We start from the raw sequence: 14,243 nt of genomic DNA, 5'->3' as shown, positions 1-14,243 counted from the left end.
CGGGGCCGTCCCTCCCACCGCCGAAACAGCCGAAAGGAACCATCATCATCACCCGGCAGACTCCGCCCCCACTGGCGGAACTCTCCACGCTGGCTTCCATAGGCGCTCTGCCCGAGCTGGCCCGCCAACTCTCCACCCTGGGCGGCTGCACCCGCCCCGTCCGCCTCGACGGCCACCGCACGGAATACGCGGTCGACACCGCGACCGGCGAGATCGGCCCCGCCCTGCACCACCTCGACTCCACCACCCTCCCGGCCGGCAACCTCCTGGTCCGCTGCAACAACCGACGAGCGACCCGCTGCCCGGCCTGCGCCGAGACCTACCGCCGAGACACCTTCCACCTGATCACCGCCGGACTCCGCGGCGGTAAAGGCACCTCGGACCAGGTCGCCACCCACCCGCGCGTCTTCGCCACCTTCACCGCACCTGGCTTCGGCCCCGTCCACAACCGCCCCGCAGCTGGTCGCGCCTGCCGCTGCGGCATCCACCACGACGACCAGGACCCGGCCCTGGGATCACCGCTCACTCCCGACTCGTACGACTACGAAGCCGCCGTCCTCTGGAACGCACACGCGGGCGCACTCTGGCGCCGCTTCTCGATCTACCTCCGCAGGGAAGTCGCCAAGCGCGCCGGCCTCACCCAGCGGGCCTTCCGCGACCATGCACGCGTCTCCTTCGCCAAGGTCGCCGAGTACCAGAAGCGCGGCGCGGTCCACTTCCACGCGGTCATCCGCCTCGACGGACCGGAAGGCGGCGACACCCCGCCCCCGCCGTGGGCGTCCGCCGAGCTGCTGACCGACGCGATCCGCGCCGCAGCGACCGCTGCCCGTGTCGAGGGGCCGGACGTCGACGGCCGTCGGCACTCGTTCGTCTTCGGCCGACAGCTCGACGTCCGCTCGATCCGCTCCGCCGACTTCGACGGCGGTCAGGAGCTCACCGAGCGCGCCGTCGCGTCGTACATCGCGAAGTACGCCACCAAGGGCGCCGAGACCACGACCGGCACACTCGACCGCCCGCTCAAGTTCCTCGCCGAGCTGGCCCAAGCCCGGCTCACCGAACACGCCCGCCGCCTGATCCGAACTGCCTGGACCCTCGGCGCCCGCAAGGACCTGGACCACCTCCGCTTACGCGCCTGGGCCCACATGCTCGGCTTCCGCGGCCACTTCTCCACCAAGTCCCGCCGCTACTCCACCACCCTCGGCGTCCTCCGCACCGCCCGCGCCGACTGGCGCCGAGCTCAAGCGGCTGCCGTGCTGCCCGAGCGTGAGCCGGAGACGACGTACGTCCTCGCGCACTGGGCGTTCGCCGGAACCGGCCTCTCTGCTGCCGAAGCCTGGCTGTCCGCGTCCCTCGAACCCGCTCCCGGTACGGAAGGAGAACCGACATGGACGCCCGTCGCGACGAGCTGATGACCGTTCGCCAAGTCTTGGATGAGCTGGGTGGGGTCTCTCGCCGGACGTTCTATCGCTGGCGCGAGTTGGGGTACGGGCCGGCTGCATTCAAGCTGCCCAACGGGGAGCTCCGCGTGTGGCGGAGTGACTTCACCACGTGGCTGCGAGAGCTGGAGGCCGCGGCGTGAAGTCTCTCGACGTGAAGGTCTGGGCCGTTCGGAAGCGCGATACGAAGACGCCCTCGTACGGAGTCCGATGGTCCGTGGCGGGCAACGTCTTTTCCGACTCCTTCCGCACGAAGGCACTGGCCGATCACTACCGCGCGAAGCTCATGCGGGCGATGCGCGACGGCGAGGAGTTCGACCAGGCGTCCGGGCTGCCGGAGTCGATGGAAGAGAAGAAGTCGGCTGTGTCCTGGTACGACTTCGCCCTCAGGTACCTCGCCATGAAGTGGCCACATGCCGCCCCCAACACGCGTGACGGCGTCAACGAATCGCTCACCAGCGTGACCGTGGAGCTCCTCGACGAGCGGGCTGGACGGCCGTCCGATCAAGCGATCCGCCAGGCGCTCCGCAACTGGGCCTTCGTCCTGCCGGGGCCTGATGACCGCGACGTCCCGGACGACGTGCGGAACGTCCTTCACTGGGTGTCGAAGGCCTCTCGGCCGCTCGCCGATCTCGCTGAACCGGCTACAGCGCGTGCCGTGCTGGACTCGCTGAAGCTCAAGCTCGACGGTACGGCCGCGGCCGCCGAGACCGTGCGGCGTAAGCGGCGGACTCTCGTCAACGCTGCCAACTACGCGGTCGACTTGGGGGAGCTGCGCGAAAACCCGATCACGGCCGTCCGCTGGCAGAAACCGAAGGTCTCCAACCAGGTCGACCCTCGGGTTGTCGCGAACCCCGAGCAGGCTCGCAATCTCCTGGCTGCCGTTTCCTACGTGGGCGGCTACCGGCGGGCCCGCGGTCGGCGCCTGGTGGGTCTCTTCGCCGCCATGTACTTCGGCGGTCTCCGGCCGGCTGAAGCAGTCGGCCTGGTCGAGACGGACCTGAACCTCCCCGAACAGGGCTGGGGGTCGGCGCTGCTCCATCGGACGCGTCCGTCGGTCGGCAAGCAGTGGACCGACTCGGGGGAGACCCACGACGACCGCGGCCTGAAGAACCGGCCCGTTGAAGACGTCAGACGGGTGCCGATCCCGCCCCACCTCGTTGCCGCACTCCGCGAGCACCTGGCCACGTTCGGCACGGCGGACGACGGGCGGCTCTTCTTCAGTGAGAAGGGTTCGGTTGTCCCGTCCTCGACCTATTACCGCGTATGGCAGGAGGCTAGGCTTCTGGCGCTCCCGCCAGCCGCCGCGGCTTCGCCCCTCGCGAGTCGGCCCTACGACCTCCGGCACTCGGCGCTGTCGACGTGGCTCAACGCCGGTGTCGACCCAACCGAGGTGGCCGAGCGTGCCGGCAACAGCGTGGAGGTCCTGCTGACCCGCTACGCGAAGTGCCTTGACGGACGGCAGGACGTCGCCAACCGGCGCATCGAAGACTTACTTCGCGAATACGAGTGACACGGCCTGCCCAGAGATCGAAGCCCCTGGAGTCTCGTCCAGGGGCTTCGCTGTTCCTGGGCCGTCTCAATCGTCAGGAGCGCTGCCGGTCCATCGAAGACCGTCTCCAACTGCGCAACACCCCAGCAACTGCTCTCACTGAAACGTACGGCATTGGCCGACCGAGGCGCTGAAACTTCAAAGGTCCGCACACGCCTCGCCACCACATGCCACGAAGAGACCCGTGGTCGTCATACTGTCGTCAGTCGCTCGATGCTGGGGGAGAAGCGTGTTCCGGATCCTGTTCTACCTTGCGTCATGCACCGCCACTGGCGGCGGTCTCGCAGTCCTAATAGCCAGGGCATCAGGAGCGGCTAACCCGGAAGGTGCCCCCGCCAGCATCGGGATGGCTGTTGGCTTCCTTGCTGGCCTGGCGTATTTGAAGTTCCGCAACTCGTCGACAGCCGCGCTAGCTCGCGCCATGCGCGATGGAGACGGGGTCGCATTTTTGGCCCGCGCACTTGACAGGGGCGCCACCCAACCGGTTCCAATGCGGCTCTCCCAACCTTGTGGGCATGGCTCGGACCGCGTCCTGGTTACGACGCGACTGCTGACGGAGATGCACGACGGGGACATAGCCGTGCAGTCACAGCGGCTGGAAGCTCTGCTGCGGGACGCTGCAAAGGCGGCCCGTGCTGAGAAGGGCTTTGGCGGCTCCACCAGCGGGGTGTTCATCTCGCTAGGCTCGTCGGTGACCGTGCCGCTTCGGATCGCTAGCTGGGATGGCTTAGCTGAGGGTCCTGGCGTGGTCATTGGGCACGACATGCACTGACGTCTAAGGCCATTTCAACCGGGCAACACCACTGTTGCGGGCACCGAGAGTCTCCCCAGCCGCGTTACCAGCACAAAGACCTTCTTGCCGTGCCGTAGGCGTGGTGGAGCCGAGACCAGTCCGTCATGCCGACGATCTAAGCAGCCGAGCGCGGCACGATGCCGGGGAGGTCGCCTTCGGCGGCCGTCTCTGGAATCCGACAGTGACCTGCAGTGATGTGCCAAGATCCCGTCCACACCTCGTCCACAGACCCCGACATACGCCCGCTCTGAGCCGCATACGCCTGCACAAACGCGAAGACCCCATCCTCAGCGTTTCCGCTGGTGACGGGGTCTTTGGGCACTTCATGCGAAGTGCCCCCGGCAGGATTCGAACCTGCGCACACGGCTCCGGAGGCCGTTGCTCTATCCCCTGAGCTACGGGGGCGTGTTCGTCGTGAGGTGTTGCTCGCGGCGACGGGTAGAACACTACCAGCTCGGCCTGGGTGGTCAGGAACGGGTTTTGTCGGGGGTGTCGGGGGCCGGTCCGCAGGTCGTGACCCGGGTGGGGTGGAAGTGGGGAAAAGCCGGACGCGGTGGCCGGTCCGGACCTACTCTCGAGTTGTGCCAGGCACTTCGGGCCGGGTGCTTGTTGTGGACGACAACAAGGTCATCCGGCAGCTGATCAGGGTCAATCTCGAGCTGGAGGGTCTCGAGGTCGTGACCGCGGCCGATGGTGCCGAGTGTCTGGAAGTCGTTCATCAGGTGCGGCCCGACGTGGTCACCCTCGATGTCGTGATGCCCCGGCTCGATGGGCTCAGGACCGCCGCCCGGTTGCGGGCCGATCCGCGGACGCGGGGTCTTCCTCTTGCCATCGTCAGCGCCTGTACGCAGTTCGAGGTCGAGGCCGGGCTCGATGTCGGGGTGGACGCCTTCCTCGCCAAGCCCTTCGAGCCCGCGGAACTGGTTCGGCTCGTGCGGGGGCTGGTCGAGGGCGGGGGCAGCAGCGTCGTCGAGGGTGGCGGACAGGGCTCCCTTCGGGGTGTTCTCAGTGTCGGGGAGGCCGCCGAGCGGGCCGGCGGCGGCTGATCGATCCCTTCGCCGGGACTGATCGGTTTCCTTAGTGGGATTGATCGGTTCGTTCGCCGGGACTAGGCGGTTCGTTCGCCGGGACTAGGCGGTTCGTTCGCCGGGACTGGGCGGTTCGTTCGCCGGGACTGATCGGTCCGTTTTCGCCTTGGCGTCCACATCCCGGACGGTCGTCCTAATCGGCTCGCATTTCCACCCCCCTCCTCCCCTAGGCTTGTCCCGTGACCCCCGTCGAGCTCTCCCGTACCGTGCTGCGCGCGGTGTGCAGCGCTGTCGACGACGGTCGGCTGAGTGTGGCCGTGCCCGAGAAGGCCCTGGTGACCGTGCCCGGGCCCGGTGGGTGCGGTGACTACGCCACCAACATCGCCCTCCAGTTGGCCCGCCCGGCAGGATGCCCGCCCCGGCGGGTCGCCGAGGTGCTCCAGCCCTACCTCGCCCGTTCGGCCGGTGTCACCGCCGTCGACATCACCGGGCCGGGGTTCCTCAACATCAGTCTCGACCGGGACGCGGCCTCCGTCGCGCTCGTACGGCGGATCCTGCGGGAAGGGGCGGGGTACGGGCACTCCGACGCGCTCGCGGGTCGGGTCGTCCGTCTTCGTATTCCGTACGAGGTCCGTGCCGAGGCCGTCGCCGACGCGCTCGTACGGATCGTCGGCTCCCAGGGCGGGCGGGTCGAGGTCGAGCACGGCGAGCCCGCCGATCTGCGGCCCGTGCCCGCCCCGGAGGACCCCACTCCGCTCGGCCGCGACGCCGCCCGCTGGGCCCTGCTGCATCCCGCGCCGCACGACCGGCCCCGGATCTCCGCGGACCATCTGGTCCAGCGGGAGGGCAACCCGCTCTTCCGTGTCCGGTACGCCCACGCCCGCACCCGGGCCCTGATGCGCAACGGCGCCGATCTGGGCTTCGGCCCCGAGCCCGGCCCGGTCGGCGACACGGAGGCCCACCCCGCGGTCCTCGCCGTGCTCGCCGACCATCCCCGTGTCCTCGCGGCAGCGGCAGCGGCAGCGGCAGCGGCAACGACGACGACAGGGGCAACGACAGCGGAGCTGGGCGGCGGGCCCTCGCGGGTCGCCCGTCATCTGCTCGGGCTTGCCGACGCCACGCTGCCCTTCCTGTCCGCCGTTCTGCCCGTCGGCGACGAGAAACCCTCGGCCGCCCACCGTGCCCGGCTCGCTCTCGCCGAAGCCGCCGGGACGGTGCTGGCCGGTGGCCTGTCCCTGCTCGGCATCGACGCACCCGACCACCTCTGAGGACGCCCCGAGGGCGCCCCGGAGAGCCAGAGAGAGCCAGAGAGAGTCCTCCAGCCATGAGCCGTTCCGCACACCCCGCCGGGCCCCGTTACGCCGACGTCCTCCCCGAGGGGCACTACTCCGCCCCGCCCGCCGACCTCAACGCCCTCGACCCCAAGGTCTGGGCGCAGACCGTCACCCGTGACGAGCACGGCGTCGCGACCGTCGGCGGTGTCGACGTCAAGCGGCTCGCCGAGGAGTTCGGCACTCCCGCCTACGTCATGGACGAGGCCGACTTCCGCGCCCGCGCACGCGCCTGGCGGACCGCGTTCGGCCCGGACGCCGACGTCTTCTACGCCGGCAAGGCCTTCCTGTCCCGTGCCGTCGTGCGCTGGCTGCACGAGGAGGGGCTCAACCTCGACGTGTGCTCCGGCGGCGAGCTCACGACCGCGCTGTCCGCGGGCATGCCCGCCGAGCGCATCGCCTTCCACGGGAACAACAAGTCGGCCGAGGAGATCGAGCGGGCCGTGACCGCCGGGGTCGGGCGGATCGTGCTCGACTCCTTCCAGGAGATCGTCCGGGTCGCCCACATCGCCCAGTCGCTCGGCAAGCGGCAGCGGGTGCAGATCCGTATCACCGTCGGCGTGGAGGCGCACACCCACGAGTTCATCGCCACCGCGCACGAGGACCAGAAGTTCGGCATCCCGCTGGCCGGCGGGCAGGCCGCGGAGGCCGTGCGCCGGGCCCTCCAGCTCGACGGTCTTGAGCTCATCGGCATCCACAGCCACATCGGGTCCCAGATCTTCGACATGTCCGGGTTCGAGGTCGCCGCCCACCGGGTCGTGTCGCTGCTGCGCAGCGTCCGTGACGAGCACGGGGTCGAGCTGCCCGAGATCGACCTCGGTGGCGGGCTCGGTATCGCCTACACCAGTGACGACGATCCGCGGGAGCCGCACGAGATCGCCAAGGCGCTGACGGAGATCGTCACCCGTGAGTGCGAGGCCGCGAAGCTGCGCACCCCGCGCATCTCGGTCGAGCCCGGCCGCGCCGTCGTCGGCCCGACCGCCTTCACGCTGTACGAGGTCGGCACCATCAAGCCGCTGGACGGGCTGCGTACGTACGTCTCGGTCGACGGCGGCATGTCCGACAACATCCGCACCGCGCTGTACGACGCCGAGTACAGCGTCGCCCTGGTCTCCCGGTCCAGCGACGCCGAACCGATGCTCGCCCGGGTCGTCGGCAAGCACTGCGAGAGCGGGGACATCGTGGTCAGGGACGCGTTCCTGCCCGCCGACCTGGCGCCGGGCGACCTCATCGCCGTGCCCGCCACCGGTGCGTACTGCCGGTCCATGGCGAGCAACTACAACCACGTGACCCGGCCGCCGGTCGTCGCCGTGCGCGACGGCGAGGCCCGGGTCATCGTGCGCCGCGAGACGGAGGAGGACCTGCTGCGCCTCGACGTCGGCTGAGCGAGCGGACGCCTCGGACGCCCGGACCCCGGGGCCCCCGGACGCCCGGCTCCTGGATTCCCTGCCCCCCCCGGAGACCGGGACACGGGATCCGGGAAACCGTAAACCGGAAGCCGGTCGGGCCCGCCTCCGGAAGAATTCGGGTGGGCCCGCTCCCGGACAGCGGGACGGCGGAAGATCTCCGGTCTTCCGCCCCCACAGAAATGAAATAGATGTCTCACGATCCGGACCGGAGGCAGAAAGTCCCGTTCGGTGAGTGAGACTGGTCGGACCGCAGTGGTAAAAGGAAACGAGGTCGGATGATGCGTACGCGTCCGCTGAAGGTGGCGCTGCTGGGCTGTGGAGTGGTCGGCTCAGAGGTGGCGCGCATCATGACGACGCACGCCGACGACCTCGCCGCGCGCATCGGTGCGCCCGTGGAGCTCGCCGGTGTGGCCGTACGGCGCCCGTCCAGGGTCCGGGAGGGGATCGACCCCGCCCTGGTCACCACCGATGCCACCGCCCTCGTCAAACGCGGCGACATCGACGTGGTGGTCGAGGTCATCGGGGGGATCGAGCCCGCTCGGGGCCTCATCGTCACCGCCTTCGAGCACGGCGCGTCCGTGGTCTCCGCCAACAAGGCCCTGCTCGCCCAGGACGGCGCCGCGCTGCACGCGGCCGCGGAGGCCAACGGCACGGACCTCTACTACGAGGCGGCCGTCGCCGGCGCCATCCCGCTGATCCGGCCGCTGCGCGAGTCCCTCGCCGGCGACAAGGTCAACCGCGTGCTCGGCATCGTCAACGGCACCACCAACTTCATCCTCGACAAGATGGACTCCACGGGGGCGGGCTACCAGGAGGCCCTCGACGAGGCCACCGCCCTCGGTTACGCCGAGGCCGACCCGACCGCGGACGTCGAGGGCTTCGACGCCGCCGCCAAGGCCGCCATCCTCGCCGGGATCTCCTTCCACACGCGCGTGCGCCTCGACGACGTCTACCGCGAGGGCATGACCGAGGTCACCGCCGCCGACTTCGCCGCCGCCAAGCGGATCGGCTGCACCATCAAGCTGCTCGCCATCTGCGAGCGCGCGGCCGACGGCGGGTCGGTCACCGCGCGCGTGCATCCGGCGATGATCCCGCTGAGCCACCCGCTGGCCTCCGTGCGCGGCGCCTACAACGCCGTGTTCGTCGAGTCCGACGCCGCGGGGCAGCTCATGTTCTACGGCCCCGGCGCCGGCGGTTCGCCCACCGCCTCCGCCGTGCTCGGCGACCTCGTCGCCGTCTGCCGCAACCGGCTCAACGGCGCCACCGGTCCCGGCGAGTCGGCGTACGCCGCGCTGCCCGTGTCGCCCATGGGCGATGTCGTCACGCGCTACCACATCAGCCTCGATGTGGCCGACAAGCCGGGTGTTCTCGCCCAGGTGGCGACCGTGTTCGCCGAGCACGGGGTGTCGATCGACACCGTTCGGCAGCAGGGAAAGGACGGCGAGGCCTCCCTCGTCGTCGTCACCCACCGCGCGTCCGACGCGTCCCTGAGCGGGACCGTCGAGGCGCTGCGCAAGCTCGACACCGTGCGGGGTGTCGCCAGCATCATGCGGGTTGAAGGAGAGTAACGAGCAATGACTCACCAGTGGCGCGGAATCATCGAGGAGTACCGGGACCGGCTGCCGGTCTCCGACACCACGCCGGTCGTGACGCTCCGCGAGGGCGGCACGCCGCTCGTGCCCGCGCAGGTGCTCTCCGAGCGCACGGGCTGCGAGGTCCACCTCAAGGTGGAGGGCGCGAACCCCACCGGGTCCTTCAAGGACCGCGGTATGACCATGGCCATCAGCAAGGCCAAGGAGGAGGGCGCGAAGGCCGTCATCTGCGCCTCCACCGGCAACACGTCCGCGTCGGCGGCCGCGTACGCCGTGCGGGCCGGGATGGTGTCGGCCGTCCTCGTCCCGCAGGGAAAGATCGCGCTCGGCAAGATGGGCCAGGCCCTCGTCCACGGCGCGAAGATCCTCCAGGTCGACGGCAACTTCGACGACTGCCTCACGCTGGCCCGGTCGCTGAGCGACAACTACCCGGTGGCGCTGGTCAATTCGGTCAACCCGGTGCGCATCGAGGGACAGAAGACCGCCGCCTTCGAGATCGTGGACATGCTGGGCGACGCCCCCGACATCCACGTCCTTCCGGTGGGCAACGCGGGCAACATCACCGCGTACTGGAAGGGGTACACCGAGTACGCGGCCGACGGGATCGCCAAGCGGACTCCGCGCATGTGGGGGTTCCAGGCCTCCGGTTCCGCCCCGATCGTGCGCGGCGAGGTCGTCAAGGACCCGTCGACCATCGCGACCGCGATCCGCATCGGCAACCCCGCGTCCTGGCAGTTCGCGCTGGCCGCGCGGGACGAGTCCGGCGGCGCCATCGACGAGGTGACGGACCGTGAGATCCTGCGCGCCTACCGGCTGTTGGCCGCGCAGGAGGGTGTCTTCGTGGAGCCCGCGTCCGCCGCGTCGGTGGCCGGTCTGCTGAAGGCCGCCGAGCAGGGCAAGGTCGACCCGGGGCAGACCATCGTGTGCACGGTCACCGGGAACGGCCTCAAGGACCCGGACTGGGCCGTCGCGGGTGCCCCGCAGCCGGTCACCGTCCCGGTCGACGCGGCGACGGCGGCCGAGCGCCTCGGACTGGCCTGACCGACCTGCCCGACCGACGTCTCGGACCGGCCGGTTCCAACGGATCGGCCGGCCCGACGGTCGCCTCGGCCGGATCCCGGCGCAGTCGGGGTGGCCGACGGCCGATGGCCGGATCCGGTCGCTCCGACCGCCTCGGGGGCGGCCGGTGAGGAACCGGGCCGGCCCCGGCGCAACCGGGGGCGCCCGGTGGCCAGATCGCCCCGGTCCTACCGTCTCGGGGCGGCGCGGCGAGGGGCAACCCCATCGGGGGTGCACAGGGGGCTTGCGACACGCATCGTGCGCCTCCTGTGCGCCCTATGTCGCGGCAGAACCTTCCTTCGATAGGCTGTAGTGAACCCGCCCGCCGCATATGCCTCCGCATTCGGCACGGCGTCGCGCCGCCCACTCGGCCCGAGGGTCCTCACGTACGTATCGCATTGTTCGCATCGAATGTCATTCGACAGTCCCGCAGCTCAAGGAGTTCATCGAGCGATGGCCGGTCCAGCGTTCCGCGCCGCCGCCGTCCGGGTGCGCGTCCCCGCCACCAGCGCCAATCTCGGGCCGGGCTTCGACGCCCTCGGCCTCGCGCTGGGGCTCTACGACGACGTCGTCGTCCGGGTGGCCGACTCCGGGCTGCACATCGACATCGCGGGTGAGGGCAGCGAGACCCTCCCGCGTGACGAGAGCCACCTTCTCGTACGGTCCCTGCGCACCGCGTTCGACCTGTTGGGCGGGCAGCCGCGCGGTCTGGAGATCGTGTGCGCCAACCGCATCCCGCACGGCCGCGGCCTGGGTTCCTCCTCGGCCGCCATCTGCGCCGGCATCGTGGCCGCGCGAGCCGTGACCATAGGCGGCGAGGCGAAGTTGGACGACGCCGCGCTGCTCGAACTCGCCACCGAGATCGAGGGGCACCCCGACAACGTCGCGGCCTGTCTGCTCGGCGGGTTCACGCTCTCCTGGATGGAGTCGGGATCCGCGCGGGCCATCCGCATGAAGCCCGCCGATTCAGTCGTTCCGGTGGTTTTCGTCCCCGGGAAGCCGGTCCTGACGGCCACCGCGCGCGGTCTGCTCCCGCGCACCGTCCCGCACGTCGACGCCGCCACCAACGCGGGCCGTGCCGCCCTGCTCGTCGAGGCCCTCACCCGGCGCCCCGAGCTGCTGCTGCCCGCCACCGAGGACCGCCTCCACCAGGAGTACCGCGCACCCGCCATGCCGGAGAGCGCCGCACTGGTGGAACGACTGCGTGCAGACGGCATTCCGGCCGTCATCTCCGGTGCAGGACCCACCGTCATGGCGCTGGCCGACGCGGGGACCGCCGACAAGGTCGAGCAGCTGGCCGGTACCGGCTGGGCTGCGAACCGGCTGAGCCTTGATCTCCAGGGAGCGAGCGTGCTGCCGCTTGCGCCCTGAGACACGGTTGCCGGATTTCGAGAGGGGGAATGTTTGTTGGATCCGGTAGTGTTAACCTCAAGTCTGCACCCGACCCCACCATGGCGAGGTGCTTCGTGTCCCCGTCCGGGACCAACATTCTTCCGGGAGCTCCCCAAGCCGCACTGCGTTCCGTACGTCGTATCTGGGCAGTACGCCGTACACGGGTGCTGAGCGGATAACAGGGCACGCTCCGGAATCGGCGCAACCACGCCGCGTGACACAGACACAGACAGTCCGTGCCACGGCTTCCTGGAAGCGCCATCACCAGAAATTCCTCTTCCGCCGCTTTGGCGGACCACCGCCCCGGCACGGTCCACACAGACGGGACCACTGCCGGACAGCACAACCGGTCGCCGAGCCAGACAGGCCGACGTCCGCTCCAGGGAAGGACCCTTCGTGAGCGACACCACCGATCTGATGGGCGCACGTGTCGAGGAGACCGCTGCCGCGCCCGCCACGGACGCCTCCGCGCCTGCCGCCGGTGCCGGCTCCCGGCGGCGCCGCGGTACCGGCCTCGAGGGCATGGTGCTGGCAGAGCTGCAGCAGGTCGCATCCGGCCTCGGCATCAGGGGCACCGCGCGTATGCGCAAGAGCCAGCTGATCGAGGTCATCAAGGAGGCGCAGGCAGGGGGTACCTCTCAGGCCGCTCCGGCGAAGACCGCCGAGTCCGCCGCCGAGACCAAGCCGAAGCGCCGGGCCACCTCGAAGGCGCGTACGGGCGACGATGCCCCCGCCGAGAAGAAGGCCGAGGCTTCCGCGGACCAGGCCGAGAAGGCCGTGGCCCAGCAGCAGATCGAGATCCCCGGCCAGCCCGCGGCCGACGACACCGCCGTCGAGCGCCGCCGTCGGCGTGCCACCGCCGACGCGGGCAGCCCGGCGACGGGCGGCACCGAGACGATCGCCGCCGAGGCCAAGGGCGAGCCCAGGTCCGAGACCTCCGCGCAGTCGCAGGGCGACGCCGGTGACGGTGCCGAGGGCCGCCGCCGCGACCGCCGTGAGCGCGGCCGTGACCGTGACCGCCGGGGCAAGGAAGACCAGCAGGGCGGTCAGCCGCAGCGTCAGCAGGGTCAGCAGCAGGGCGGCGGTCGACAGGACCGTCAGGAGCGCCAGGACCGTCAGGACCGTCAGCAGCGGGACAACGGCCCGCAGCGCGACAACGGCCCCCAGGACGACGACGACTTCGACGGCGGACGCCGTGGCCGTCGCGGCCGTTACCGCGACCGTCGTGGCCGTCGCGGCCGCGACGAGATCGGCACCGCGGAGCCGCAACTCGCCGACGACGACGTCCTGATCCCGGTCGCCGGCATCCTGGACATCCTCGACAACTACGCCTTCATCCGTACGTCGGGCTACCTGCCGGGCCCCAACGACGTGTACGTCTCCCTCGCCCAGGTCCGCAAGAACGGCCTGCGCAAGGGCGACCACGTCACCGGTGCGGTCCGTCAGCCCAAGGACGGCGAGCGCCGCGAGAAGTTCAACGCGCTGGTCCGTCTCGACTCCACCAACGGCATGGCCCCCGACTCCGGGCGCGGGCGGCCGGAGTTCAACAAGCTGACGCCGCTGTACCCGCAGGACCGGCTCCGTCTGGAGACCGACCCCGGTGTGCTGACGACTCGTATCATCGACCTCGTCGCGCCGATCGGTAAGGGCCAGCGCGGTCTGATCGTGGCCCCGCCGAAGACCGGCAAGACCATGATCATGCAGGCGATCGCCAACGCGATCACGCACAACAACCCCGAGTGCCACCTGATGGTCGTCCTGGTCGACGAGCGTCCGGAAGAGGTCACCGACATGCAGCGGTCGGTCAAGGGCGAGGTCATCTCCTCGACCTTCGACCGTCCGGCCGAGGACCACACCACGGTCGCCGAGCTCGCCATCGAGCGCGCCAAGCGTCTGGTGGAGCTGGGCCACGACGTCGTCGTCCTGCTCGACTCGATCACGCGTCTGGGCCGTGCGTACAACCTCGCCGCCCCGGCCTCCGGCCGCATCCTGTCCGGTGGTGTCGACTCGACCGCGCTCTACCCGCCGAAGCGCTTCTTCGGTGCCGCGCGCAACATCGAGGACGGCGGCTCGCTGACCATCCTGGCCACCGCGCTGGTCGACACCGGCTCGCGCATGGACGAGGTCATCTTCGAGGAGTTCAAGGGCACCGGCAACGCCGAGCTCAAGCTCGACCGCAAGCTCGCCGACAAGCGCATCTTCCCCGCGGTGGACGTCGACGCGTCCGGTACCCGCAAGGAAGAGATCCTGCTCGGCAGCGACGAGCTGGCCATCGTCTGGAAGCTGCGCCGGGTGCTGCACGCGCTCGACCAGCAGCAGGCGATCGAACTGCTCCTGGACAAGATGCGGCAGACGAAGTCGAACGCCGAGTTCCTGCTCCAGATCCAGAAGACGACCCCGATGCCCGGCAACAACGACTGAGGTCGTAGCGACAGGCAGTGACACACGAAGGGCCGCTCCCCGACCGGGGAGCGGCCCTTCGGGCTGTCCGGGGCCGCCCTGCTTCCGGGGCCTCATGCCTGGGCGCCGGTACACGGGCCTCACGCTCGGCCCTGACGCCCGGCCCTCACGCCCGGAGCCCCAGTCTCAGAGTCACGCGCTGCCCGTCGTACGACCGGCCCCGTAGCGCCCGTACGGCCCCTCCCGTGGCC

General features: G+C 70.3%; 10 protein-coding genes and 1 tRNA gene. 10 read left to right on the top strand and 1 reads right to left on the bottom strand.

The window, feature by feature from the left end:
* The first annotated feature begins 71 nt into the window (after window positions 1-71).
* Genes FNH09_RS18280 through FNH09_RS18270 form a run of 3 tightly spaced genes read left to right on the top strand, consistent with a single transcriptional unit; the run spans window position 72 to window position 2,949 of the window.
* Entirely contained in the window at window positions 72-1,409 is a 1,338-nt protein-coding gene (locus tag FNH09_RS18280) for a replication initiator (RefSeq protein WP_152889181.1), read from the top strand.
* Window positions 1,385-1,579: a helix-turn-helix transcriptional regulator gene (locus FNH09_RS18275; RefSeq protein WP_152889179.1), complete on the top strand. Its 195-nt coding sequence runs from the start codon at window positions 1,385-1,387 to the stop codon at window positions 1,577-1,579. Before FNH09_RS18280 ends, FNH09_RS18275 begins: the two co-directional genes overlap by 25 nt.
* Window positions 1,576-2,949 (top strand): tyrosine-type recombinase/integrase, encoded by a 1,374-nt coding sequence (locus FNH09_RS18270; protein WP_162468751.1) that lies wholly within the window; start codon window positions 1,576-1,578, stop codon window positions 2,947-2,949. The genes FNH09_RS18275 and FNH09_RS18270 overlap by 4 nt, the downstream gene beginning before the upstream one ends.
* Before the next feature lie 1,165 nt (window positions 2,950-4,114).
* On the opposite strand, the gene FNH09_RS18265 is transcribed toward FNH09_RS18270, so the two are convergent.
* Window positions 4,115-4,186, bottom strand: a tRNA-Arg gene (locus FNH09_RS18265).
* Between the two features lie 122 nt (window positions 4,187-4,308).
* Here FNH09_RS18265 and FNH09_RS18260 point away from each other — a divergent pair.
* The 7 genes from FNH09_RS18260 (at window position 4,309) to rho (ending at window position 14,013) form a co-directional block, all read left to right on the top strand.
* Entirely contained in the window at window positions 4,309-4,827 is a 519-nt protein-coding gene (locus FNH09_RS18260; RefSeq protein ID WP_420802759.1) for a response regulator, read from the top strand.
* Window positions 4,828-5,048: 221 nt separating this feature from the next.
* Entirely contained in the window at window positions 5,049-6,077 is a 1,029-nt protein-coding gene (gene nrtL, locus FNH09_RS18255) for an ArgS-related anticodon-binding protein NrtL (RefSeq protein ID WP_162468750.1), read from the top strand.
* A gap of 56 nt (window positions 6,078-6,133) precedes the next feature.
* A complete protein-coding gene (gene lysA, locus FNH09_RS18250; RefSeq protein ID WP_152889176.1) occupies window positions 6,134-7,525 on the top strand; it encodes a diaminopimelate decarboxylase in 1,392 nt (463 codons plus the stop codon).
* Between the two features lie 302 nt (window positions 7,526-7,827).
* A complete protein-coding gene (locus FNH09_RS18245; protein WP_152889228.1) occupies window positions 7,828-9,117 on the top strand; it encodes a homoserine dehydrogenase in 1,290 nt (429 codons plus the stop codon).
* Window positions 9,118-9,123: 6 nt separating this feature from the next.
* Entirely contained in the window at window positions 9,124-10,182 is a 1,059-nt protein-coding gene (thrC, locus tag FNH09_RS18240; protein ID WP_152889174.1) for a threonine synthase, read from the top strand.
* Window positions 10,183-10,653: 471 nt separating this feature from the next.
* Window positions 10,654-11,571, top strand: coding sequence for a homoserine kinase (thrB, locus tag FNH09_RS18235; RefSeq protein WP_152889172.1), 918 nt, complete (start codon window positions 10,654-10,656; stop codon window positions 11,569-11,571).
* A 417-nt stretch (window positions 11,572-11,988) separates the two neighbouring features.
* Entirely contained in the window at window positions 11,989-14,013 is a 2,025-nt protein-coding gene (gene rho / locus FNH09_RS18230) for a transcription termination factor Rho (protein WP_162468749.1), read from the top strand.
* The last annotated feature ends 230 nt before the right edge of the window (window positions 14,014-14,243 follow it).

It is taken from the genome of Streptomyces adustus (assembly GCF_009377175.1).
GTDB lineage: Bacteria > Actinomycetota > Actinomycetes > Streptomycetales > Streptomycetaceae > Streptomyces > Streptomyces adustus.
Note: the sequence above shows the minus strand (reverse complement) of the source record. Positions and strands in the feature narration are given on the sequence as shown.